This window comes from Mycobacterium sp. (assembly GCF_029961025.1).
GTDB lineage: Bacteria > Actinomycetota > Actinomycetes > Mycobacteriales > Mycobacteriaceae > Mycobacterium.
This window is the reverse complement of sequence record NZ_JASBVP010000002.1, coordinates 289304-314538: the sequence shown is the minus strand read 5'-3', so window position 1 is coordinate 314538 and position 25235 is coordinate 289304. Positions and strand designations below refer to the sequence as shown.

The following is a 25235-nucleotide window of genomic DNA, read 5'->3' as shown; positions in this document are numbered from 1 at the left end:
TCAGCCCGCCAGCCGGCTCTCCGACCCCAAAAACCGGTCGACCAGCCGGGCCACCACGGCCGCCGGCCCGGGCTTTTGCAGATCATGTCCGGCCGCGACGGTAACTAGGCGGGCATCGGGGAGGCGGGCCGCGAGCAGCCCGCTGTTCGCCGGGGGAACCGCCCGGTCGCGATCGCCGCACACCACGAGCGTGGGTGCGCCGATGCGGCCGAGCAGGGGGATGCTCGACCAGGCGGCGATCGCGGCCGTCTGCCAGAGCACGCCCAGCGGGTCCGGCCTGGGCCAGGGCGTTGCCCGCCGCCGCGCCATCCAGAGCCGGACCAGGTCGCGGCCACGCCCCGGAATCGCCCCGGCGCCACAGGATGTCGCCATCAGTACCAGCCGTCTTACCCGGGTGCCATGACCGGCCGCCAGCTGCTGAGCGACGGCGCCGCCGTGGGAAAATCCGACAACATCAGCGCTGCCGATACCGACCGCGTCAAGGACCCGGGCCGCGATATCGGCCAGCATGGGCATCGGCAACGGGAGGATCGGGGTATCGCTCGCGCCAACGCCGGGACCGTCGTAGGTGATGACGGTTCGGCCGGGAAGCCGGGCGGCGAACCACGCCCAGCTCTGCATCGGTCGGGCCAACCCGTTGAGCAGCAACACCGGCCGACCCGATCCGCTGACCCGCGCCACGATACGCAGCCCGTGGGCCGACAGCACGAGCGGGTCCGCGCCACCGCTCGCCGGTGACCGGGTCACGCGGTTTCCCGGACGTAACTACCGGGGGCCTTGCCGAGCTCGGGATAGTCCTTGCTGCCGAGGTGATCGGGCGCGGCAACCAACTGCCCGCCGCGCTCGGCGATCCACTGCGTCCAGTCCTGCCACCAGGTGTCCTCCACCAATTGCGCATTGGCTTTCCATTCGGCCGGGTCGGCGGGCAGGCTGTCGTTTACCCAGTGCCTGGCCTTGGGGTGGGGGGGATTGACGATACCGGCGATGTGACCGGAGGTGCTGAGCACGAACCTGCTTTTGCCGCCCAGCAGCTGGGTCGTCTTGTACGCCGACGTCCACGGCACGATGTGGTCATCGACCGCCGACAACACGTAGGTGTCGATATCGACGCGGCCCGGGTCGAGGCGGATGCCGTTGACTTCGAATTCCCCGCGGGCGAATTCGTTGCGCAAGTAGCACGAGCGCAAGTACTCCGAGTGCATCCGGGCGGGCATCCGGGTCGAGTCGTCGTTCCAGGCCAGCAGGTCGAATGCGGGGGGTTTGTTTCCCAGCAGCCAGTTGTTCGCCACGTAGTTGAAGACCAGGTCGTTGGGCCGTAAAGCACTGAAGGTGCGGGCCATCGCCGCCGAGTCCAGGTAGCCGCGTTTGCGCATCTGCTTTTCCAGCCGCGCGACCGTGTCCGCGTCGGTGAACGCCCCCAGCAATCCCGGTTCGGTGAAATCGGTGTGGGTGTTGATAAAGGTCGCCGACTTGATCGACTCGTCACCTTGGGCGGCGTTGTAGGCCAGCCCGATCGCGGTGAGCGTCCCGCCCAGGCACACCGACAGGGTATTGACGGCGGGCGCGCCGGTGACCTCCCGAACGACCCGCACGGCGTCCAGCGGGCCCTTGAAGAGATAATCACGGAAACCGAGTTCGCTCATCGACTCGTCCGGGTTGCGGTAGCTGATGGCGAAACAGGTGTGCCCGTGCTGGACCGCCCACTCGATCAGGCTCCTGCCCGGCGCCAGATCCATGATGTAGTACTTGTTGATCCACGGCGGGCAAAACAGCAGCGGCGTCTGGTATGTGGTCGGCGTCTGCGGTGCGTACTGGATCAGCTCGATCAGATCGCTACGGTAGACGACGCTTCCCGGGGTGGCGGCCATGTTGACGCCGACCTCGAACCCGGACTTGTCCACCTGCGACGGCCAGCCGCCGTTGTGGCGGAGATCATGCAGGAAGTTCTTGAGGCCCCGGATGACGCTCTTACCGCCGGTGTCGAACGCTTTGCGGATAGCCGCCGGGTTGCCGGCGAACGTGTTCGTCGGCGCCAGCGCATCGACGAGAAAGCTTGCGGCCAAACGCGCCTTGGCTTCTCGCGCCCCACCCGCGTCCGCGGTGTCGAGGAGTTCGGTGACGAGCTGGCTGAACAACAGATACTGCTGCGCCAGCAGAAAGTACGCCGGGTTCTCCTGATAGGCCGGGTCGGAGAACCGCCTGTCGCCGCGGGGTATCGCTATCGGTCCGGGGGCGTCCCGGCCCACCGCGCGTTCGAGCGCGGCCCGCCATGCCCCGGCAGAACCCCACGCCAGCCGGGCGTGGGCGGCGATGAGGCTGGTGGGATGTTTCAGCGTCGTCGCGAACGCGGCCAGCAGCTCACGGAATAGGGAGGCCGGGTCGGTCACGAAGGTGACGTTTTCGGTGATTCCGATCAGGTCCTGCAGCGGACCCGAGCGGGTCGGCGCGTCCGGCGTGGTCATGGGCCTCCTTCAGTACGACCGGGTGGGCGGATTTCCGCTCGCCCCGGCGATGTCAGTATGCCCCAGCGATGTCAGTATGCCGCGGCCGCCACCGAATCCATGGGCGAAAGCGGGAATCCGGGCGATCCGATCAGCGCTCGGCGGTGTCATCGGTGGCCCGGTCGTTGTTCGCCTCGATGTAGCTGCGGTACACCGCCAGCAGCGCCTGCTTCTGCGACGCCGTGAGCCGCGGGTCGGTGCGCAGCGCGGTTTCGGTCGCACTATCGTCCGGTGGGGCGGATTGCGAAATCAAACCGGCCTGGGTGAACAGCGCTTCCGCGGAAAGGTTAAGCGCCTCGGCGATCGCTTTCAGCACCCGCGCCGAGGGCTCGGCCAATCCGCGCTCGATCTGACTGAGATAGGGGTTGGACACCGCCGTCATCGCCGAGAGTTCGCGCAGCGACAGATTGGCCATCTGTCGCTGCGCGCGAATGAACGATCCCAGAAGACTGCGGCTGTTCGCCGGCTCTTCCGACATCGCCGTCCTCTCGTGATCACGGTGCGGTGGCTACCACATGATTATGGCTCAGGCCTTTTCCGGGGTCAGCGCGTCCAGCAGGGACACGGCGAAATCCTTTTGCGCCGCAAGCAATTCGGCGGCAAGGTCGAAGCCGTACGCGGCCACCGCGGGCACGTCGGGCAACCCGGCCTTGGCCGGAAGCTCGGACAGGCTCGAGGGCACCTGGGGCAATTTCTCGGTGAATCGCCGAGTCACGTCCAAAGCCACGCTCTGGCTCTGCTTGACGACCGAAACCCACTGCTCACCGAGCTTCTGGGTAAGGTCGAGGATATCGATCGGGCTAGCGGTGTCAGCCATGTGTCTCCTTAAAGTAGTGGATGGAACCGACAGTGCTTACTATATCACGCAGATGCTAAATCTATCAAATCAGCCCGTGGCCGGCGTTACGGCTGCGGCCCGTTTCGGTGGCCCGGCCGCCGCTTCGATTTCGGGTTCGTGGTGCGGTTTGGCGCATAGGCTTGCCACATGGTTGCCAGTGACGCGTTGACAGTCAGCTTCCCCCGGCGAATTGCGGTCGTTAACCGGGGTGAGGCCGCGGTGCGCCTGATTCGGGCGGTGCGCGAGCTGAATGCCGAATACGGGTGTGGCATCAGGACTATCGCTTTGCACACCGACGCCGAACGCCGGGCGATGTTCGTCCGCCAAGCCGACGAGGCGGTGACCCTGCGGCGCAGGTCGACGGGCGTCGTCTACCTCGACCACGCCGAGCTGCAACGGGCGCTGCTGGAGTCCCAAGCCGACGCGGTGTGGGTGGGGTGGGGTTTCGTCGCAGAAGACATCGCCTTTGCGGAGCTCTGCGCGCGTTTGGGCGTCACGTTCATCGGACCGCCGCCGGCCGCGATGCGCGTCCTCGGCGACAAGGTGCAGGCCAAACTGCTGGCCGAGAGGGTGGGTGTTCCGCTCGCACCGTGGAGCGGCGGGCCAGTGAGCGGCTACCGGGACGCGGCCCGCCACGCGGAGGTCATCGGGTATCCGCTGATCGTCAAGGCCCGCAGCGGCGGCGGCGGCCGCGGCATCCGCAAGGTGTTCTCCCCCGACGAACTCCAAGTCGCCCTGCAGCGCACGGCGGGCGAGGCCGAGCGCGCGTTCGGCGACCCGGTGGTGTTCCTCGAACGCCTCGTCGCCGACGCCCGTCACGTCGAGGTCCAAGTCGTGGCCGACAACCACGGCAACGTCTGGGCGCCCGGGGTGCGGGACTGTTCGATCCAGCGCCGCAACCAGAAAATCATCGAGGAGTCCAGCTCCCCGGTGCTCACCACGGAGCAGGCCGGGCATCTTAAGGCCGTTTCCGCCGAGCTTGTCCGTGCGGCCGGATACCGCGGCGCGGGCACCGTCGAGTACCTCTACCAGCCGCAGCAGCGGGCCTTCACCTTCCTGGAGGTCAACACCCGGCTGCAGGTCGAGCATCCGATCACCGAGGTCACCACCGGAATCGACCTGGTGAAACTGCAGATTCTCGTCGCCGCCGGCGGCGCGTTGCGCGGCGACTGCCCACCCGAGTACGGCCACGCCGTCGAGGCCCGGCTCAACGCGGAGGACGCCGACAAGGGATTCGCGCCCGCGCCGGGAACCGTGCGGCTGCTGAAGTACCCGCTGGGTCCCGGGGTGCGCGTGGACACCGGGATCGCGCAAGACGACGTCATCCCGCCCGACTACGACTCGATGATCGCCAAGGTCATCGCGTGGGGCCGGGACCGTAACGAAGCGTTCGCGCGGTTGCGCGCCGCGCTGCGGGAGACGACCGTCGTCATCGACGGGGGCACGACCAACAAGGCTTTTCTGCTCGACCTGCTCGATCGCGACGAGGTCATCGGTGCCACGGCCGATACCGGCTGGCTCGACCGGACCGGCGTCGGCGTTGCGACCGGACCCGCGGCCACCGCGGACATCGCGTTGACGGCGGCCGCCATCGAAGCGTATGGCGCCGAGGAGAGCCTGGAACGGGCGGGTTTTCTGGCGTCGGCACGCGGCGGTCGGCCGCGCGCGACCCACACCATCGGCAGAACCGTCGAACTGAGCTATCAGGGCCAGCCCTACCGGCTCGCGGTGGGGCAGATCGGGCCGCACAGCTATCGCGTCGAGGGGGACGGCGGCGAACTCGTCGTCGACCTCGAGCGGCTCAGCGAGTACGAAAGCCGCCTTGCCGTCGGCCATCAGCGGTTCCACCTCGTCACGGTCGCGGGACCCACCGGCTACCTCGTCGAGGTGGACGGCATCGGTCACCGCATCAGCCGGGACGAAGCCGGCCTGATCCGGGCTTCGGCTCCGGCGGTGGTGGTCGCCGTGCCGGTGGCCGTCGGCGACGAGGTCGAGGCCGGCGCCACCCTCGTGGTCCTGGAAAGCATGAAGATGGAAACCGCGCTGCGCGCGCCATCGGCGGGGCGTGTCCGTGAGGTGCTGGCGAGCGTCAACAGTCAGGTGGACGCGGGTGCCCCGCTGCTGCGCCTGGAGCAGATCGGGGAGAGCGCGGCGGCACAGGCCGCCCCACGCGTCCAATTCCGCGCCCAGCCCCGGAAAAAGGATGCCGACCCGCACTCCGAAGCCCTGGCCCGCCTGGCCGAACTCCGCGCCCTGATCACCGGGTATGACGTGAGCGCCGAGCGTGCGGGTCTGTTGCTCGCCGAATACGACGCCCTTCGTGACAGCCTGCCCCACGACGACGCGGAACTCGTCGAGGCCGAGCTCGCACTGCTGGGCATCTTCGCCGACATCTGTGAGATTTCCCGCAACCGCCCGACGCTGGACGAACAGGACTCCGATGAGCGGGTGCACAGCCCGCGCGAGCACTTCCATTCCTTCCTGCGTTCTCTAGATGCTCAATTGGAAGGACTACCACCAACGTTTTGCGCGAAACTCGTTCGCGCGCTGCGGGATTACGACGTCCGCACCCTTGATCCGGGACCGGAGTTAGAAGAAGCGGTGTACCGGTTGTTTCTGGCGTTGCAGCGCATGGAGAACCAGGTGCCGGTGATCAGCGCGCTGCTGGGGCGCTGGCTGACCGCCGATGTGGTCTCGGCGTTACCCGCGGCGGTGGGCGAGGTGCTCGAACGGCTGATCGTCGCGACCCAGGTGCGCTACCCGGTCATCGGCGACATCTCGCGTAACCTGCGGTTCCGGTTGTTCGACGAGCCGCAGATCCGGAAGGCTCGTGAGCAAACCTATGACCGGGTGCGCGCGCACCTGCGGTATCTCACCGAGAATCCCGGCGCCCCGGACTACGCATCCCGCATCGACGCCCTGGTCGCAACCCCGGAGCCGTTGATCGACCTGCTGGCGCAACGTATTTCTGATCCCGGCCCGCTGCTCGAGGTGGTCACGCGCCAGTACTACGAGATCCGCGCCCTCGAGGACGTCAAGACCTTCGAACAGGCAGGTGACCAATTTGTTACCGGCAGCTATGAATTGGCGGGTGATCGGTTGCGCCTGGTGTCGACGGTGACCGACCGCGAGCGGCTGCCCGCCACCCTCGGCGCCATTGACGCGATGTGCGGTCCCGCCGCTGAGGATCTCGTCGTCGATATCTATCTCTCCTGGCCGGACGCGCCCACCGACGGCGACGAGTTGTCCACCGAGTTGCGTACGGTGCTGGTGGCGCATCCCCGCACGGCCGGTTGGCGCCGGGTGACCCTGACGGTCGTCGGTCGCCAGCTGCACCAGGTGACGTTTCGCCCGGGGCGCGACGGCATAGCGGAAGACCGGACCATCCGCGACATGCACCCGCTGACCGGTCAACGTCTCGAATTGTGGCGGCTGAAGAATTTCGACGGCACCCGCCTTCCCGCCGCGGAGGGAACGTATCTTTTCCACGTGGTGGCCAAGGACAATCCGGCCGATGAGCGCCTCATCGCGCTGGCCGAGGTTCGCGACGTCACCCCCCAGCGCAACGAGGCCGGCGAGGTGGTCGGAATACCGGCCATCGAGCGCACCCTCGCGGCGTGCCTGGACGGCATTCGCCGGGCGCAGGCTCAGCGGGGAAAAAGGCGGCTCGACAACAACCGCGTCGCGCTTTTCGTGTGGCCGGTGCTCGACATCCCCGCCGACCGGGCTCCGGTGATGGCGCGCCGCACGGCGCCCCTGACGATCAATGCCGGCCTGGAAGAGGTCAGCATCCTGGCACGCGTCAAGGACAGCCCCTCGTCGCCGCCCCGGCGGGTGGCGATCTGCTTTTCCTACCGTCCCGGTGCCGGTGTCGTGGCGAACGTGACCGAGCCGCCCACCGAGCCACTACCCCCGCTCGACGAGTACGCGCAGAAGGTGCAGCGCTCGCAAGCCCGCGGCACGGTCTACCCCTACGAGCTGGTCCCGCTGCTCACCGGTGGTGAGGGCAGTTTCGTCGAATACGACTTCGACACCTCGGGCGTGCTGGTTCCCGTCGACCGGCCCTACGGGCGCAACACCGCCGGCCTCATCGTCGGCAAGGTCTCGCGCCCGACGGACCGCTACCCCGAGGGCGTGACGCGCATCGCGCTGTTCGGGGACCCGACCAAAGCCCTGGGCACGGTGGCCGAGGCCGAATGCGCCCGGGTGATCGCGGCAATCGACCTCGCCGAGGAGCTGTCGCTGCCGGTCGAATGGTTCGCGTTGTCCTCCGGCGCAACCATTTCCATGCAAAGCGGCACCGAGAACATGGACTGGGTGGCGCGCGCGCTTCGCCGGATCGTCACGTTCACCCAGCACGGCGGTGAAATCAACGTCATCGTCGCGGGAATCAACGTCGGCGCGCAGCCCTACTGGAACGCCGAGGCGACGATGCTGATGCACACCAGGGGAATTCTGGTCATGACGCCCGACAGCGCGATGGTGCTCACCGGCAAGCAGTCCCTCGATTACTCCGGCGGGGTTTCGGCGGAAGACAACTTCGGTATCGGCGGCTATGACCGGGTGATGGGGCCCAACGGGCAGGCCCAATATTGGGCGCCCAACCTTCAGGCCGCGTGCGAGATTCTGTTCGCGCACTATGAACACACGTATGTCGCTCCCGGAGAACGTTTTCCGCGCCGTGCCGTGACGTGCGACCCGGTGGACCGCGACGTTCGGGACTTCCCCCACGCGCATCCGGCCAGCGAATTCACCACCGTCGGCGACATTTTCTCGCCCAGCGTCAACAAGGATCGCAAGAAGCCGTTCGACATCCGGACCGTCATGCGCGCGGTGGTCGATCAGGATCATCCGGTGCTCGAGCGGTGGGCCGACATGGCCGACGCCGACACCGCGGTGGTGTTCGACGCTCACATCGGCGGAATCCCGGTGTGCGTCATCGGCATCGAGTCGCGGGTCATCCCACGTAAGGGGTGGCATCCTGCCGACGGGCCGGACCAGTGGACGTCGGGAACCCTTTTCCCGCAGTCCTCGAAAAAGACCGCCCGCGCGATCAACGCCTCCAGCGGAAACCGGCCCTTGGTGGTGCTGGCCAACCTGTCGGGTTTCGACGGCTCACCGGAATCCTTGCGCAAGCTTCAGCTGGAGTACGGCGCCGAAATCGGGAGGGGCATTGTCAACTTCGACGGACCGATCGTCTTCACTGTGATCTCGCGCTACCACGGCGGGGCTTTCGTGGTGTTCTCCAACGCGTTGAACGAGAACATGGAGGTGCTTGCCGTCGAGGGATCGTTCGCCTCGGTGATCGGCGGCGCACCGGCCGCGGCGGTGGTGTTCACCCGCGAGGTCAACAAGCGCACCGCCGCGGACCCGGCGGTGCGCGAGCTGGAGGGGCAGCTTGCCGCCTGCACGGACGCGGCGATCAGCGCGCGGTTGCGGGTAAAGCTCTCCGCGGTCCGGGCGGCCGTGCGGTCGGACAAGCTCGGCGAGGTGGCAGCGGAGTTCGAAGCCGTGCACACCGTGGAGCGGGCCCGCCGGGTGGGTTCGGTTCACCGCATCATTCCGCCGGCCGGGTTGCGCCCGAGCATCGTGGCGGCGCTGGAGCGCGGAATGGCCCGAGTGAAAAAACCGTTTCCGGTGCGCTGACGCTATGAGATCCATCACGGCGCGTTAGGCATAATGTGGGGTAGGGCGTTCGCTCGCCTGTGTGGGGAGAAGGGAGCGGCGTGGGGCGATGGCCTCGGTGATCGGCCATGAGATCAACCGGCTGGGTGCGGGAGGTGAGCTCTCGGCACGCTGGCGTATGTCCCGGCTCCGCGGGTTGGTGACCGAACTGGCGGGGGAACTGCAGCGCATCGCCGACGACGGCGGGTTCGAGGTCGAGGTGACCGATGAGGCCGGGACCGTGCTGTGGAGCAGTGGGCACCTGCCGATGCGGTGGTGCGAGCGGCGTGCGGAAAACGTCGATGTCATCTCCGGTGGCCGCTTTTCACAGGGCGCGGTCGGTGCCGGCGCCGTGGGTGTGGCGGTGCGGACCGGGCGGCCGGCGACGGTGTTTTCGGCCCGGCGCGGTGGGCGGCGGGTTCCCGACCGGGTGCGCTATAGCGCGCCGATCCACGACCCCTATGGGCGCGAGCTGGGCACGATCGAGTTAAACAGCACCGGGAATCGGCCCAATGCGCTGGGGCCGACGGTAGCGCGCATGTTAGCCTCGGTGATCGAGACACGGCTGCGTGACACCTGGGACGAGCGTGACGACGAGAGCGGCGCGCGGGTGGAATTGGAGTGCCTGGGCGGGTCGAAGTTGCTGATCGACGGCCGCCCGGTGCACGCCACGCTGCGTCAGCTGGAGATCCTGGCATTGCTGGCGCTGCGCCCGGCCGGTTTTTCGCCGGGTGAGCTGGCCGCCAAAATTTACGGCGACCGGTGGGTGGCCGCCACCACCCTCAAAGCCGAGGTGTGCCATGTGCGCCGACTGTTGGGGGGCCGGCTGGCCGCCCGCACCTACGCGCTGCTGGCGCCGGTGAAATGCGACGCCGTCGAGGTGCTCGAGGCGCTGTCCCGTGGCGACGTCACTGCGGCGGTTCAGCGCTATGCGGGCCCGTTGCTGCCGCAATCGGAGGCGCCGGGCATCATCGCCTGGCGTGACCAGCTGGAGGTGGCGATCCGCAACGCGGTGCTGGCCAGCGATTCCCCGGAGCCGGCCCTGGCCCTCGGCGAGGTCTATCCCTACGACTCCGAACTGCACGAGCACGCCCTGCGTCGGCTGGCCCCCACCGATCACCGCAGGCACCTGGCGCTCGGGCGGCTCCACGCCGCACAGGCCGGCTGAAGCCGGGGAACCACCCGAATCCACCCGGGTAGCCGTGTGGTGGTCAGAGGGAAAAGAGGGGGAAGAGCGCGAACAGCACTAGCGTCACGGTGGTGACCGCAAGCAGGCCGTGCAAGAGGACGACCGCAACGGGGAACGACTGCTCCGGCTCGGCCGGTGTGCCTACGGTCTTCGGCTGCGCGCCTTCGGTCACCGCCTGGCGTGCGTAGTACGTCGCGGCCCAGCGCGCCAGCATGATGAAGCCCAGCGTCGCCACCAGAAGGAGCACCAGGGAAGCCGCCGCCGCGACCGCGGGGTTGCCGGTGACCAAGTAGGCGATCCAGATCAGCAGGCCCACCGCGGCCGACAGGAAATGCCCGAAAACCATTGACGGCGACAGCTTGGTGTTCTGGCCGTGGTGGCCGCCACCGGCCACCCACTTGGCGAGCATGTAGGAGCCGCCGAGAGCGGTCACTATCCAGGAGATCAGCGCTGCGATACCCATGATGTGTCCTTCCTTCTCTGTGGTCTTCTCGATAGGTCTCTATGGCCCGGCTGGCCCGGCTGATTAGCCAGCCGTGGTGAACCCTTGTGCCTGATCGGCCTCGCCCGCCACGCGCACCCCGTAGCGGTAGGCCAATTTGCCGCCGAGATACCCGGACACGGCCAGCCCGGCGAAGCCGAGCGCGTTGAGCGCCAGCGGCCCGACACCGACCGGGGCACCGGTGGTGTAGTCGCCTCGCCGCCACAAGAAGTTGACCAGGTAGGCGGTCGTAATGATCAGGTTTAGCGCCATGTGCGCCAGGCCGGTGCGAAACGCCGGTGTGCCCGACGGAATCACGACGAGGTCCAGAAAACCGATCATCGCCGCGGCGAACGCCCCCAGGATGCCGATCGCCAACAGCCATTCCGAGCCCTGCGTGAGAAATCCGGGATTGTCGGCGATGCGTGAACCCACGTCGAAGACGAGGCTGCACGCCCACGCCCCGATGGGGATCGTCACCGCAATCGGATGGAACGGGTGCCCGTAGGGACCGGCCAAAACGTTGCTGACCGGCCTTTTTGCATCGTGTAGCCGCGTGGCCATGCCCACCTCCGGGACCATTTGACCAATTAATGCTAGTTTTATTGGATGCGGCCGGTCAACAGCCGAAAAAACGAGCGGGACTCCATCCGGGCCGTCGCCGCTCTCGACGAGGGGGTGCGTCGGCGGCTGTTCGACTTCGTGCGCTCGGCGCGCCGCCCGATCAGCCGGGACGAGGCCGCGGCGGCGGCGGGGATCTCACGTAACCTGGCCGCCTTTCATCTGGATCGGCTCGTCGATGCCGGACTGCTGCGCTTTCGGTTCCGCCGTGAGGGCGCGCCGCGGGTGGGCCGGCGGCCCAAGGTGTACGAGCCGGTGGCCGAGGCGATCCGGATCAGCATTCCGGAACGCCGGCACGAACTGCTTGCCGAGATTCTGGTCGAGGCGGTGCTCGGTGAGAACAGCGACGCCTCGGCGCCGAAGGCCGCGGCCGATGCCGCTCGTCGGCGCGGTCATGCCGCGGGGGCGGCGCTGCGCACTGTTCTGCCGGCCGAAACACGGGAAGCCGAGCATGGACTGGAAACGGCCGAAAAGATCATTACCGATTACGGATTCGAACCGGATCGGATAAGCCCGCTCTGTGTTCGGCTGCGCAATTGTCCATTTCATCCGATCGCCCAGCGCGCACCCGAATTGGTGTGCGGGCTGAATCACGCTTTCATGCAAGGCATCCTCGAGGGGCTGGGCCTGACGACGGTCGCAGCCGTGCTTTCTCCTGGCGCCGGGGAATGTTGCGTCGAACTCCGCTGCGCGGTGAGCAAGAGCCCTGAATAGTATTTGAATAGTATTTGAATAGTATTGCGCCCTCAGGGTTTCGCTCCCGTTGCGGCGCCGAGGAATCGCACCACGGCGGCGATCGCCGGGGAGCTGAGCAAGACGGAATAGTGATCGGCGTCGACGTCGATCACGCTGGCATCAACGGCCCCGGCAAGAAACCGCGCGGCGTCGTCGCGCGTGACCACCAGCCCGCCGTCCGGTGCCATGGGCCGCTTTGCCCGGATCACCAGGACCGCGCAGGCCAATTGCTGCCACAGGCGATAGACGTCGTGTGCCGCCGCGTTCGCGCTATCCTCGGCCACGGCGCCCGGGTCGGTGCGCACCCGCACACCGTCGTCGAAGGGTTCGAGCTCCCACGCAAAGTAGTTGTCCCAGAACTCATTCCATTGCGCAATAATTCCACTGCCCCGCACGTAGGACAGCGCGGCTCCCGCTGACGGGTAGGTACGGCCCAGCCGGCTCACGGATTGCGCGACGGAGCGCAATGCAGCGGGTTCGGGCGTGCCGAGAGCATCGAGGAGCGCAAGCCGCCGGCACCGGCGCGGAAACCGGGCGGCCAGCATCATCCCCAGGAAACCCCCCATGGAGTGCCCGATCACGTCGAACGATTCCAACCCGAGGAGATCGGCGATCTCCGCCAGATCACGGACGTGGGAGTCCCAGCCATAGGAACCGGGCGGGGTGATTTCGCTGCGACCGCGACCGCGTAAATCCACGCTCACCACGCGGTGACCCGCATCCGTCAACGCCGGCACGAATCGGTCGAACGATCGGCAATTGGCAGACAGGCCAGGCACGCACAGAATTGTGCGATTAAGCGGGAGGCCGTGCGATTCCACATGCAGAACACCGGATGTCAGTCGAACCCGGGTGCTGGTCAAGGTGTCACCCACCGGTGCCCGGCGGCGGCAAGGGTGTGCGGACGGGAGCGTCTCACGGTGGGCCATTATCCGCCGCCATCCGATGGCGATCACCGGCTAGACTGAAAATACTGCACAGCAACCGCGATTCGGGCGGATGTCGAGATATCGATGGGCCACTTCTCGCGACGGGACGCGCCTGCGGGTCTGGGACAACGAGGGCAGCGGAGTTCCCGTGCTGATCTCCAACGGGCTGGGCACGCCGCACCACGCCTGGCCCGCCATCAACCGGCAGACCGATCGCTACCGGGTGATGACGTGGGACTATCGCGGTTTGGGAGGGTCGGACCGCCCCGCCGACGAGTCCCGGATCAGTATCGCCGACCACGCCGATGACCTCTTCGCGGTTCTCGACCACTACGGCGTCGACCGTGCGGTGGTGATCGGGTGGTCGGCGGGCGTCAACGTCGCATTCGAGGCCGCCCTGCGCGAGCCCCGGCGGATCGCCGGTGTGCTCGCCGTCGCCGGTGTCCCCGGGGGGACTTTCGAGGCGCTGCTGCACCCGCTGCCACGCTTTCTGCGCCCACGTGCCGGACGGGTGGGGGCACACCTGATGCGCTATCTGGGGCCGGTCCTCAATCGGCTGGGCGACGGCTTGCCCGGCACCCCCGAACATGGATTTGACCTCCGCGGAGCGCCGACGCTCGGGCTCGACCTGATTCACGGTGACATCCTGCTGCAGGTGTTGCGGCAATTCGCCAACCATGATTGGCCCTGGTATTCCCGCCTGGCCCGCGCGGTCGGCGACCATCCGCCCATCGACCCCGGTGCCATCAACATGCCGGTCACCTATGTGGCGGGCACCTGGGACGCGATCACCTCGGCCGAACGAATGCGGGCGGTGAGCAAGCAGACGCCCGGCAGCCGTTACGTCGAACTCCCGGCCACCCACTTCGTGCCGCTGCAGTTTCCCGAGCGCATGTCAGCCGAGCTCAACAGTCTGATCGCCCGATGCCGGCTGTGATGAGCGCAAAAAGTCGGCGATAACCGGGCCGACTTCCGCGACCCGATCCACCACACAGAAGTGCCCTCCTCCACGCACCCGATGCAGCCGGGCGTGGGGAATCCGGGAGGCAAGAATGTCGGCATTCTCCGGCGGGGCCACCGCGTCCGCGGTGCCGGTGATCACCAGGACCTGCTGGGGCAGCCCCGGCAGCCACGGCAGGCTGGACCACAGCCAAGTGGCCGCCATCCGCTGGACGAGCTCGTCTGGGCGCACACCGTCTGACCAGCCGACACCGAATTCGCGCCACACCGTGCGCGCCCACCGCCAAGCCCACCAGTGCGGCAGCAACCCGAGGGGGGCGGGCGGCGTATCCTGCGCCTCCTCCTGGATCGCCTGCCACCAGCTCAACGGGCTGCTCGGTATCGCGCCCAGCCCACAGATAGTGGCCACCAGGATCAGCCCCCGGACCCGCGCGGGCATGTCGTGGGCAAGTTGTTGAGCGACCATCCCGCCGAATGAGAACCCCAGCACGTGGGCGCACTCGATGCCCAGTTCGTCGAGTGCGTCGCTGACCAGTGCCGCGAATTCGGCCATCGTCAGCACCGGTCGCCAGTCGGCAACATCCGGCCGCCCGGGTAACGCCAACTCGATACGCTCGAAACCGTTGAGATATCGCTGCAGCGGTTGCCACGTCGCCGGGGATCCGGCGATTCCGTTCAGCAGCAGCACCGGCGGGCCGGCGCCGCTTCGCCGTAGCCACAGGCGGCGCCCGCCCACGCGGACGAACCCCGCCGATTCCGTCATCACGTCGCGAGCGGGTGACGACGGGATCGGATGCGCCGAGCGCGCGCACGGCTAGGCACTCACCAATTCCTTCACCGATGGGCTTATCAGGGCGTTTAACCGATAGTGGCACCGAACATGATAGACATGCCGGCGGCTATCACAGCCTGGGCCAAGGCCGAGTGACCCGGCGGCCCGCATTCGCTCGCGTGGGGCCGACGTTTCGGATTCCTGCGTGTCCGGACGACCCGGGACATCCAGAACACCGCCGCCAGCGCAAAGCCGAGGGTTCCGATCCAGTTCACCGCGCTGACCCAGCTGGGAGACGCACCGCCGGCGGACATGTTCATCCGGGCTATGTCCATGCCGGGCATCGGGGTATCCAGCGAAGCCCGATGCTGGGTGCCCGATCGGACCGGGAGCAGATGACCGTTCATGAGCGCATACATCCACGCCATCGCCAGCATCATCAGACCGTGATATCCGCACACCCCGCGCTGGGTCGCGGTGCGGGCCGTAGCGATGGCCGTCGCCGCAAACCACATGGCGGCGAGCAGGAAAAACACCGCGGGCCCGGTCGTCGGGAACCCCGCGCTCCAGGGCCAGGCCATCACCGCCATCGCCACCGCCATCACGAAATGCAAGCCATGGTCGACGACCGACGTCCACGGTCGGCGTTCGGTGAGGATCGTCAATCCGCTTTCGGCGGCTCCCAGCACGAACAATCCGGTGACCATCCAACGAAGCAACAGGTCATGGATCATCCAAAGTTGGCCGCTCTTGTCGGGTTTTTGGGGGAGTGATGCGCTTGAGAATCGCTTCCGAATCGGTGGTTGCCGTGCTTACTGTATCCAAGATCGATCTGATGCCCGGCTAAGACTCGCGCCCGAAGCGGCGCAGCCGCAGCGAGTTGCTCACCACGCTGACCGAGGAGAATCCCATCGCCGCGCTGGCGATGATCGGGTTGAGCAACCCCAGTGCGGCCAGGGGGATGGCGGCGGCGTTGTAGCCGAACGCCCACCCGAGGTTTTGATGGATGGTGCGCAGGGTGCGCCGGGAGAGCTCGATCGCGCGCACCACACCGTCGAGCCGGCCGGACATCAGCGTGATGTCGGAGGCCTCGATGGCCACATCGGTGCCGGTGCCGATGGCGATCCCCAGATCGGCCTGCACTAGTGCGGGGGCGTCGTTGACGCCGTCGCCGACCATCGCCACCCTGCGGCCCTCGTCTTGCAGCCGGCGAATCTCGCGCACCTTGTCGGCCGGCAACACCTCGGCCAGCACCCGCTCGATGCCGACCTGCCCGGCGATCGCGGCCGCCGTGCGGGCGTTATCCCCGGTGATCATGGCGACCTGCAGCCCCAGGGCGTGCAGCCGGCGCACCACCTCGGCGGCCTCGTCTTTGATCGTGTCGGCCACCGCGAGCACCCCCACAACCCGCCCGTCAGCCCCGACGAACACCGCGGTGCGCTCCTGCTCTTCGAGCTCCTCGGCCGCCGCGGCCAGATGCTCGGGCAGCAGGCAACCGTGCTCCTCGACCAGGGGGCGCCGCCCGACACACACCGGCCGCCCGTCGACCTCGGCGCGCATCCCCAGCCCCGCGCGGTTGGCGAACCCCGTGGCGGCCGGGATCTGCAGCCCCCGCTCGCGGGCGGCCGCGACGATCGCCGCGCCGATGGGATGCTCCGAGCCCGACTCCACCGCCGCGGCCAGCCGCAGCACCCGATCCGCCTGGTGCCGGTCATCGGCGATCACATCGGTGAGCCGCATCCGCCCGCGGGTGAGGGTACCGGTCTTGTCGAACACCACGGTGTCGATCTTCTTCGACCCCTCCAGCACCTCGGCGCCCTTGATCAGGATGCCCAGGTCCGCTCCCCGGCCGGTGCCCACCATGATCGCCGTGGGGGTGGCCAAACCCAGCGCGCACGGGCAGGCGATGATCAGCACCGCGATCGCCGCACTCATCCCACCCACCGGGTTGGCGGCGACCAGCGCCCACTCGGCGAACGTCAACGCCGCGACGGCCCCGACGGCCGGCACGAACACCGCCGAGACCCGGTCGGCCAGCCGCTGCACCGGGGCCTTGCCGGCCTGGGCCTGCTCGACCAGGCGCACGATCTGCGCCAGCGCGGTGTCGGATCCGACGGCGGTGGCGCGCACGGTCAGCAGCCCATCGGTGTTGACCGTCGCCCCGGCAACGTGATCCCCCACCGCTTTATCCACCGGCACCGACTCGCCGGTCAGCATCGACTCGTCCACGGCGGCGTGCCCGTCGATGACCTCGCCGTCGACGGGGATCTTCTCCCCCGGGCGTACCACCACCACGTCCCCCACCCGGACCCGCTCGACGGGCACCAGGCGCTCCTGGCCGTCGACGAGCAGCCGGGCCTCCTTGGCGCCCATCTCCAGCAGCTTGCTGATCGCCTCCGACGCTTTACCACGGGCCCGGGCCTCGAAGTAGCGGCCCAGCGTCAGGAACGCGATGATCAACGCCGCGGTGTCGAAAAACAGCGGACCCCCGGTGAACAGCTCACGGGTGGAGTAGCCGAACGCGGTCAGGGTGCCCAGCGTGATCAGCGTGTCCATGCTTCCCGCACTGAGCGCCAGTGCCCGCTGGGTGGCGACCCGGAGAAACGGCCACCCGGCCACGAACTGCACCGGTATCGTCGCGGCGAATGCCACCCACCGTGCCCACGGGTGTCCGCAAAAGAACATGGTCAAGGCAAACACCAGCAGCCCCAGGGGCCAGGCCAGCCACACCCGCCAGAACCACGCGCGCTCGTCACGCCTACTTTGCTCACGCGGAGACGGCGGGGTCTCGGTGACCGGTTCGAGGTGATAGCCGATGTGATCGATCACCTGCTGCAGCCGCTCGATATCCACCTCACCGGGCCGGTAATCGACGTGCGCGATGCCGGTGGCGAAGTTCACCTCGGCACCGGCCACCCCGGGCTGCTTGGCCAACGTCCGTTGCACGCGCGCCGCGCACGACCCGCAGGTCATGCCCTCCACCGCGAACTCGACCTGCTGCGTCGGGGCAAGGCCGCTCGCTTGGGCGTGCCGGAAAGCTTCGGTCACCATGCGGATTCACCCCTGGGAGGCGGAGCCGGGACGGTCCTACGGTGGCTTCGCCCACAACACCCGAGCGGACCATCCGGGCCCAGCCGCCTGCGATGCCCGAGGGTACCCTCGGGCCGGCTACTTTGCCGGGCGCGGGCAGGCATGCCGCTCCTTTCGTGCCGGTCTCGTGTCAGGGTTAGCTGGACAACGCTACGGGCAGCGGGTTGGCGTAAGGTTGGCCCCGGCTGCGCGGCGGCGCACCGGGCATCATCGTTCGAGATCGTTCGAGGTGGCCGGGCGGCCCGCTTAACCAACTTTTAACCAACCCTGTCCGGCGAGAATCCTGGTCAACGCAGTAGTGGGTGCTGCGCAAATTGCAGGGCATGTGCAAGCGAGGAGCCAAGATGATTTACGCCAAGCCCGGTACCGAGGGAAGCATTGTCGACTTCGCCCCGCGGTATGAAAACTTCATTGGCGGCAAGTGGGTACCGCCCGTCGAGGGCCGTTATTTCGAGAATCCGTCGCCGGTCGATGGCAAGACGTTCTGCGAGGTCCCGCGATCGTCGGCGGCCGACATCGACCTGGCGCTCGACGCCGCGCACGCTGCGGCGGACAAGTGGGGCAAGACACCCGTTGCCGAGCGGTCGAGGCTGCTGAACAAGATCGCCGACCGGATCGAGGAGCATCTCGAAGAGCTGGCGGTGGCCGAGACCTGGGAAAAGGGCAAGCCGGTGCGCGAGGAGCTGGCCGCTGACCTGCCGCTGACCGTCGACCAGTTCCGCTACTTCGCCAGCGTCATCCGCGCGCAAGAAGGCGGCATCTCTGAAATCGACGAAAACACCGTCGCGTATCACTTCCACGAGCCGCTGGGCGTGGTCGGCCAGATCATCCCATGGAACTTCCCGATTCTGATGGGCGCCTGGAAACTCGCACCCGCCCTGGCGGCCGGTAACTGCGCCGTGCTCAAGCCCGCCGAGCAGACCCCGGTGTCGATCCTGAAAGTAATGGAGGTGATCGGCGATTTGCTGCCACCGGGGGTGGTGAACGTCGTCAACGGCTTCGGTGTCGAGGCCGGCAAGCCACTAGCCTCCAGCCCGCGGGTGGCCAAGGTGGCGTTCACCGGGGAGACCACCACCGGGCGGCTGATCATGCAATACGCCAGCGAGAACATTATCCCGGTCACGTTGGAGCTGGGTGGCAAGAGTCCGAACATCTTCCTGCCGGACGTGATGGCGGCCGACGACGCGTTCCTGGACAAGGCCGTCGAGGGCTTCGTGATGTTCGCGCTTAACCAGGGTGAGGTGTGCACCTGCCCGTCGCGCGCGCTGATCCACTCGTCGATCTACGACGAGTTCATCGCTCGCTGCCTGGAACGCACCAAGGCGATCAAGGGCGGCAGCCCGCTGGACACCGACACCATGATCGGGGCCCAGGCCAGCAACGACCAGTACGAGAAGATCCTGTCCTACATCGACATCGGCAAGAAGGAAGGCGCCGAGCTCCTTCTCGGGGGCAACCCACGGCAGGTTCCCGAGTACCCGGGCGGCTACTACATCGAGCCGACGGTCTTCAAGGGCACCAACGACATGCGGATCTTCCAGGAGGAGATCTTCGGTCCGGTGGTGTCGGTGACCACGTTCGACTCCACCGAGGAAGCGCTGAAAATAGCCAACGACACCCTCTACGGGCTGGGCGCGGCGGTGTGGACGCGGGACATCAACACCGCCTACCGGATGGGTCGTGAGATCAAGGCCGGCCGGGTGTGGGTCAACTGCTACCACGAATACCCCGCGCATGCGGCGTTCGGCGGGTACAAGAAGTCCGGCATCGGGCGGGAAACCCACAAGATGATGCTGGAGCACTACCAGCAGACCAAGAACCTGCTGGTCAGCTACTCACCGAACAAGCTGGGGTTCTTCTGATGGCGACCGGCACGTCCCGGGTCGACATCACACCGGCCGCCGAGGCAGTGCTGCGTCGCCTGATCGAGCAGCACGGACCGCTGATGTTTCATCAGTCGGGCGGGTGCTGTGACGGCAGCGCGCCGATGTGCTACCCGCGGGGCGAATTCCGCGTCGGCGCTTCGGACGTGCTACTCGGCACGGTCGGCGCGGACGACACCCCGTTCTGGATGAGTGGCGACCAGTACGAGTACTGGAAACACACCCACCTCACCGTGGATGTCGTCGAGGGCCGCGGCAGCGGGTTCTCGCTGGAGGCCCCCGAGGGGGTGCGGTTTCTGATTCGGTCGAGGCTTTTGACCGACGAGGAGTTCGAGGCCCAGATCGCCGCGGCGTCGGCCGACCGCAGCGCCAGTGGGTGATCACGAGAGAGGAGCAAGATCGCGCGGCCACACCGTGGCCGGGTGGCAGCCGAAACGCACACCGCAAATCCCCGAGGCGAACCGTCTCCGCGGAAACGCTGGGCCAGCAGCCGGTGAGCGCTGGCCCAGCGTTTCCGGCCAAGTGGGACGAGTCCAGATAGCGGCACTTTCGTCGCGGCGGCGCAGCTGCGGGTGACCCGAGACGCGATGGGCACGATCCCGAGGCTCAACCGGCGGGCGCGGTTTGGCCCTCAACAGACAACGGGAAGTTCAGTCACCGGCGGGCCTTGAGGTCCGTGGGTGGGTTCGATGTGAGCCACAGCCGAAAGACTGTGGGCGGCCAAACCGGTGAAAGGAGAGCAACGGATGAAAACCAAAGCGGCGGTGCTGTTCGAGGGCGGTAAGCCCTTCGAGATCGTCGAACTCGACCTTGATGGGCCGCGAAGCGGTGAGGTGCTGATCAAATACACGCACGCCGGCCTGTGCCATTCCGATTTGCACCTCACCGATGGTGATCTTCCGCCCCGGTTCCCGATCGTCGGCGGGCACGAGGGCGCGGGAATCATCGAGGACGTCGGCGAGGGTGTCACCAAGGTCAAGCCGGGTGATCATGTGGTGTGCAGCTTCATCCCCAACTGTGGACGGTGCCGTTACTGCGCGACCGGCCGTTCCAGCTTGTGCGACATGGGCGCGACCATCCTCGAGGGCTGCATGCCGGACGGGACGTTCCGGTTCCATTTGGGCGATGCCGACTTCGGCGCGATGTGCATGCTGGGCACCTTCGCCGAGCGGGCGACGATCTCCGAGCATTCGGTGGTAAAAGTCGACGACTGGCTGCCCCTGGAGAGCGCGGTGCTGGTGGGTTGCGGGGTACCGACCGGGTGGGGAAGCGCCAACTACGCCGGCGCCGTGCGCGCCGGTGACACGACGGTGGTGTACGGCATCGGCGGGGTCGGGATCAACGCCGTGCAGGGCGCGAAGCATGCGGGCGCGAAGTACGTGATCGCCGTCGACCCGGTCGAGTTCAAACGCGAGACCGCGCTGAAGTTCGGCGCCACGCACGCGTTCGCGACGGCGGCCGAGGCGGCGGCAAAGATCACCGAACTGACCTGGGGGCAGATGGCCGATCAGGCCATCATCACCGTCGGCACCGTCGATGAGCAGGTGGTCAGTGACGCCTTCAACGCCATCGGCAAGGGCGGCACGGTGGTGATCACCGGGCTGGCGAACCCGGAGAAACTGACCGTGCACGTGTCCGGCTGCGTGATGACGCTTTACGAGAAGACGATCAGGGGTTCCCTGTTCGGGTCGGCCAATCCCCAGTACGACATCGTGAAGTTGCTGCGGCTCTACGACGCCGGTCAGCTCAAGCTGGACGAGCTGATCACCAAGAAGTACACCCTTGAGCAGGTGAACGAGGGCTATCAGGATTTGCGGGACGGCAAGAACATCCGGGGGGTCATCGTCCATGCCACCTGAGCCGAGCTACGCGTCGGGACCCGCGGATGTCCCGCTGCTCGGTGACACGATCGGTGACAATCTAGACCGCGCGTCGCGGGCGTTCGCCGCCCGCGACGCGCTGGTCGAATGCTGGACGGGCCGGCGCTGGACGTATCGGGAGCTGGTCGCGGAGATCGACGCGCTGGCACTCGGCCTCCTCGGATACGGGATTAACAAGGGTGACCGGGTGGGCATCTGGGCGCCCAACTGCGCGGAGTGGACCATCACCCAGTACGCGACGGCGAAGATCGGGGCGATCCTGGTCAACATCAACCCCGCGTATCGCGTTCACGAACTGGAGTATGTCCTCAACCAGGCCGGCGTCAGCCTGTTGATCGCGGCGGAGAAGTTCAAGACTTCGGACTACGCCCGGATGATCGATGACGTCCGGCCGCGATGCGCGGCGCTCGGACAGGTGGTGTTACTCGGGAGCGACGAGTGGCGGGCGCTGCTCGACGCCGGCCGGCGGGCCGACCCCGCGCAGCTGTCGCAGGTGGGCAAGACCCTCGGTGCCGACGACCCGATCAACATCCAATACACGTCGGGCACCACCGGGTTTCCGAAGGGCGCCACGCTGAGCCACCACAACATCCTCAACAACGCCTTTTTCGTCGGGGAGACCTGCGGCTACACGCAGGCCGACCGGATCTGCATCCCGGTGCCGTTCTACCACTGTTTCGGCATGGTCCTGGGCAACCTGGCGGCGACGAGCCACGGCGCCTGCATGGTGCTGCCGGCGCCGTCGTTCGACCCGCGCGCCACCCTTCAGGCCGTCCAAGACGAGCGCTGCACCTCGCTTTACGGCGTGCCCACGATGTTCATCGCCGAACTGGCCGAACCCGGTTTCGATGACTTTGACCTGGCCAGCCTGCGCACCGGAATCATGGCCGGCTCGCCGTGCCCGGTGGAGGTGATGAAACAAGTCATCGAACGCATGGGCATCACCGAGATCACGATCTGCTACGGCATGACCGAAACCTCACCGGTCTCGACGCAGACTAGCTCCGCGGATTCCATCGACCGGAGAGTGTCCACCGTGGGGCGGGTGCACCCGCACCTGGAGATCAAGATCGTCGACCCGCAAAGCGGGCTCACGGTGCCCCGGGGCACGCCCGGCGAATTATGCACCCGCGGATACTCGGTGATGCTGGGCTACTGGGAGCGGCCCGATTTGACCGCCGAGGTGATCGACGCCGCTCGCTGGATGCATACCGGGGACTTGGCGATCATGGACTCCGAGGGTTATGTGAGCATCGTCGGGCGGATCAAGGACATGGTGATCCGCGGCGGTGAGAACATCTATCCGCGTGAGATCGAAGAGTTTCTGCATACCCATCCCGATATCGTGGATGCGCAGGTGATTGGGGTTCCGGATCCCCGATACGGGGAGGAGCTCATGGCGTGGGTCCGGATCCGGGAAGGGGCCCCGCCGCTGACCGCCGAGGCCCTGCGGGCCTTCGCCGAGGGCAAGCTGGCGCATTACAAAATCCCGCGCTACGTCCACGTCGTCGACGCCTTTCCGATGACCGTCACCGGCAAGGTCCGCAAAGTCGAGATGCGCGAGATCGCGATCGAAATGCTCGGCCGGCGCCCGTCGTAGCTCGATCGCCCGGCGGCCGCCGGCCCCGGCCGCTTCTCGCCCGGCGGCCGGCTTTCAGAATCGCCTGGTCTCGGTGGCCGAGGTGCAGCTGCGGGCATCGCGTGAGCGTAGCAGTTGCGCGTAATAGTGGTCACAAACCCATAACAGCCGCTATGCTCCCAACCACGCCGAGTCGGGTGCTCGTGACCGAAACCCCGGCGCGGCTAATAAGTCGATACTGAACCAACCTCTAACCAACCTTGCGGTGCGAATGTGTGGCGCCGCGCACGGGGTGAGTTCGTGCCGACGCTGGTGCGATGACAGGATGGACGACCGGGCAACGAGTCGGTGGTCACCCGCCGAGACGGGCAAGGAGGGGACAGGTGCGGCATCACACGGCAGTGGGTGTCGGTGTGGGAGGCCTCCGATCGTGAGGGCACAGCGATGACGGCGCCGAGCGGGGCCGCCACCTATGCCGGTGGTCGGCTGAAGGAACCGGTCGCGCTGGTGGGTGGTTTCGCGCGGATGTGCGCGCTGACCGGCAAGGCGCTGTTCCGCTGGCCACTGGAATGGCGGGAGCTGGTTGAGCAGTGCTGGTTCCTGCTGAGTGTCACCTTGTTGCCGACCATCATGGCCTCGATTCCGCTGACCGTGCTCTTGACCTTCACGCTGAACGTGCTGCTCGCCGAGTTCGGCGCGGCCGATATCTCAGGTGCGGGCGCAGCCATCGGCGCGGTCACCCAACTGGGCCCGCTCACCACGGTGCTGGTGATCGCCGGCGCCGGTTCCACCGCCATCTGCGCCGACTTGGGCGCCCGCACCATCCGTGAGGAGATCGACGCCATGGAGGTGATGGGCATCGACCCCATCCACCGGCTGGTGGTGCCCCGGGTGGTCGCCGCGACTGTGGTTTCCGGCTTGCTCAACAGCCTGGTCGTCATCGTCGGGCTGGTCGGCGGGTTTCTCTTCAGCGTGTATCTCCAGCACGTTTCGGCGGGCTCATTCCTGTCCACGCTAACCCTGCTGACCGGGCTGCCCGAGGTGGTCATCGCCACGGTCAAGGCCGTGACGTTCGGGCTGATCGCCGGCCTGGTGGGCTGCTACCGGGGGCTGACGGTCTCGGGCGGCGCCAAAGGCGTCGGCACCGCCGTAAACGAGACCATCGTGTTGTGCGTGGTCGCGTTGTACGCGGTCAATGCGATTCTCACCACCATCGGCGTGCGGTTCGGGACGGCGCACTGAGATGGCCAACGCTCCCGTTCTGCGCGCACGCTTCCCGCGTCTTGCCGCCGGCCTTGACCACTACGCCGGAAGCCCGGCCAGGTTCCTGGACGCCTTCGGGCGGATGGTGTGGTTCTCCCTGGTGAGCCTGGGCCAGATCGCGTTCACGCTGCGCCGGTACCGCGCGGAGACGCTGCGGTTGATCGCTCAGATCGGCATGGGTACCGGCGCGCTGGCGGTTGTGGGTGGCACCGTCGCCATCGTCGCCTTCGTGACGCTGGCCGGTGCGTCGCTGGTCGCGATCCAGGGCTTCGCGTCACTGGGCAACATCGGCGTCGGCGTGTTCACCGCGTTTTTCGCCGCGCTGGTCAACGTGCGCATCGCCGCGCCGGTGGTCACCGGAATCGCGCTGGCGGCCACGGTCGGCGCCGGTGCCACCGCCGAACTGGGGGCGATGCGCATCAGCGAGGAGATCGACGCGCTGGAGGTGATGGGGGTCAAGTCGATCGCTTATCTGGCGTCCACCCGGATGATTGCCGTGATCGTGGTGATCGGCCCGCTGTACGCGTTGGCGATGCTCATGGCGTTCCTGTCCCCGCAGCTGGTCACCACGGGGTTGTACGGACAGCCCACCGGCACCTACAACCACTACTTCCGGACGTTTCTGCGGCCCGACGACGTGCTGTGGTCCTTCGTCGAGGCCGTCATCATCGCGCTGCTGGTGATGATCACCCACTGCTACTACGGTTACACCGCCGCGGGTGGCCCGGTCGGCGTCGGCGAAGCCGTCGGCCGGTCCATGCGCTTCTCGCTGGTAGCGGTGGTGGCAGTGGCCATGCTCGGCTCGTTGGCGCTTTACGGTGTCAACCCGAACTTCAACCTCACGGTGTAG

General features: G+C 67.2%; 20 protein-coding genes. 10 read left to right on the top strand and 10 right to left on the bottom strand.

The features are described from left to right. The 4 genes from QJR12_RS02280 to QJR12_RS02265 form a co-directional block, all read right to left on the bottom strand. Window positions 1-747 (bottom strand): alpha/beta hydrolase, encoded by a 747-nt coding sequence (locus QJR12_RS02280; RefSeq protein WP_300575724.1) that lies wholly within the window; start codon window positions 745-747, stop codon window positions 1-3. Then, a complete protein-coding gene (locus tag QJR12_RS02275; RefSeq protein WP_300575721.1) occupies window positions 744-2462 on the bottom strand; it encodes an alpha/beta fold hydrolase in 1719 nt (572 codons plus the stop codon). Before QJR12_RS02275 ends, QJR12_RS02280 begins: the two co-directional genes overlap by 4 nt. Before the next feature lie 130 nt (window positions 2463-2592). Then, window positions 2593-2979 carry a helix-turn-helix transcriptional regulator gene (locus QJR12_RS02270; protein ID WP_300575719.1) on the bottom strand — a complete coding sequence of 129 codons (387 nt, stop codon included), beginning with the start codon at window positions 2977-2979 and terminating at the stop codon, window positions 2593-2595. Window positions 2980-3027: 48 nt separating this feature from the next. Further along, window positions 3028-3318 carry a hypothetical protein gene (locus QJR12_RS02265; RefSeq protein ID WP_300575716.1) on the bottom strand — a complete coding sequence of 97 codons (291 nt, stop codon included), beginning with the start codon at window positions 3316-3318 and terminating at the stop codon, window positions 3028-3030. A 168-nt stretch (window positions 3319-3486) separates the two neighbouring features. On the opposite strand from QJR12_RS02265, the gene QJR12_RS02260 reads away from it, so the two are divergent. After that, window positions 3487-8985, top strand: a complete 5499-nt coding sequence (locus QJR12_RS02260; RefSeq protein WP_300575713.1) for a biotin carboxylase N-terminal domain-containing protein — start codon at window positions 3487-3489, stop codon at window positions 8983-8985. 88 nt (window positions 8986-9073) lie between these two features. Next, window positions 9074-10171 (top strand): helix-turn-helix domain-containing protein, encoded by a 1098-nt coding sequence (locus tag QJR12_RS02255; RefSeq protein WP_300575710.1) that lies wholly within the window; start codon window positions 9074-9076, stop codon window positions 10169-10171. Window positions 10172-10214: 43 nt separating this feature from the next. On the opposite strand, the gene QJR12_RS02250 is transcribed toward QJR12_RS02255, so the two are convergent. Together QJR12_RS02250 and QJR12_RS02245 are read right to left on the bottom strand one after the other, a co-directional pair. Further along, window positions 10215-10655, bottom strand: a complete 441-nt coding sequence (locus QJR12_RS02250; RefSeq protein WP_300575707.1) for a hypothetical protein — start codon at window positions 10653-10655, stop codon at window positions 10215-10217. A gap of 63 nt (window positions 10656-10718) precedes the next feature. Continuing rightward, window positions 10719-11237, bottom strand: a complete 519-nt coding sequence (locus tag QJR12_RS02245) for a DUF2231 domain-containing protein (protein WP_300575704.1) — start codon at window positions 11235-11237, stop codon at window positions 10719-10721. Between the two features lie 45 nt (window positions 11238-11282). Between QJR12_RS02245 and QJR12_RS02240 the strand changes: the two genes are divergently transcribed. After that, on the top strand, window positions 11283-12008 hold the full coding sequence (locus QJR12_RS02240; protein ID WP_300575701.1) for a helix-turn-helix domain-containing protein: 726 nt from the start codon (window positions 11283-11285) through the stop codon (window positions 12006-12008). Window positions 12009-12040: 32 nt separating this feature from the next. Here QJR12_RS02240 and QJR12_RS02235 read toward each other — a convergent pair whose 3' ends face one another. Next, window positions 12041-12958 (bottom strand): alpha/beta hydrolase, encoded by a 918-nt coding sequence (locus QJR12_RS02235; protein ID WP_300575698.1) that lies wholly within the window; start codon window positions 12956-12958, stop codon window positions 12041-12043. Between the two features lie 70 nt (window positions 12959-13028). Here QJR12_RS02235 and QJR12_RS02230 point away from each other — a divergent pair, with 70 nt between their 5' ends. Continuing rightward, window positions 13029-13895, top strand: a complete 867-nt coding sequence (locus tag QJR12_RS02230) for an alpha/beta hydrolase (protein WP_300575695.1) — start codon at window positions 13029-13031, stop codon at window positions 13893-13895. Here QJR12_RS02230 and QJR12_RS02225 read toward each other — a convergent pair. From QJR12_RS02225 to QJR12_RS02215, 3 genes are all read right to left on the bottom strand, one after another. Beyond that, window positions 13854-14654 (bottom strand): alpha/beta hydrolase, encoded by an 801-nt coding sequence (locus tag QJR12_RS02225; protein WP_300575691.1) that lies wholly within the window; start codon window positions 14652-14654, stop codon window positions 13854-13856. The genes QJR12_RS02230 and QJR12_RS02225 overlap by 42 nt on opposite strands. A gap of 122 nt (window positions 14655-14776) precedes the next feature. Continuing rightward, the gene (locus QJR12_RS02220; RefSeq protein WP_300575688.1) at window positions 14777-15424 is read right to left on the bottom strand and encodes a DUF5134 domain-containing protein; all 648 of its coding nucleotides are present in this window, start codon (window positions 15422-15424) and stop codon (window positions 14777-14779) included. A gap of 109 nt (window positions 15425-15533) precedes the next feature. Continuing rightward, a complete protein-coding gene (locus QJR12_RS02215; RefSeq protein WP_300575685.1) occupies window positions 15534-17741 on the bottom strand; it encodes a heavy metal translocating P-type ATPase in 2208 nt (735 codons plus the stop codon). 383 nt (window positions 17742-18124) lie between these two features. Here QJR12_RS02215 and QJR12_RS02210 point away from each other — a divergent pair, with 383 nt between their 5' ends. From QJR12_RS02210 to QJR12_RS02185, 6 genes are all read left to right on the top strand, one after another. Continuing rightward, window positions 18125-19642: an aldehyde dehydrogenase family protein gene (locus tag QJR12_RS02210; protein WP_300575683.1), complete on the top strand. Its 1518-nt coding sequence runs from the start codon at window positions 18125-18127 to the stop codon at window positions 19640-19642. After that, a complete protein-coding gene (locus tag QJR12_RS02205; protein WP_300575680.1) occupies window positions 19642-20043 on the top strand; it encodes a DUF779 domain-containing protein in 402 nt (133 codons plus the stop codon). The genes QJR12_RS02210 and QJR12_RS02205 overlap by 1 nt, the downstream gene beginning before the upstream one ends. A gap of 366 nt (window positions 20044-20409) precedes the next feature. Next, on the top strand, window positions 20410-21522 hold the full coding sequence (locus QJR12_RS02200; RefSeq protein WP_300575677.1) for an NDMA-dependent alcohol dehydrogenase: 1113 nt from the start codon (window positions 20410-20412) through the stop codon (window positions 21520-21522). Then, on the top strand, window positions 21512-23143 hold the full coding sequence (locus QJR12_RS02195; protein ID WP_300575674.1) for an AMP-binding protein: 1632 nt from the start codon (window positions 21512-21514) through the stop codon (window positions 23141-23143). The genes QJR12_RS02200 and QJR12_RS02195 overlap by 11 nt, the downstream gene beginning before the upstream one ends. Window positions 23144-23566: 423 nt before the next feature. Next, entirely contained in the window at window positions 23567-24364 is a 798-nt protein-coding gene (locus tag QJR12_RS02190; RefSeq protein WP_300575671.1) for an ABC transporter permease, read from the top strand. 1 nt (window position 24365) lies between these two features. Then, window positions 24366-25235: an ABC transporter permease gene (locus QJR12_RS02185; RefSeq protein WP_300575669.1), complete on the top strand. Its 870-nt coding sequence runs from the start codon at window positions 24366-24368 to the stop codon at window positions 25233-25235.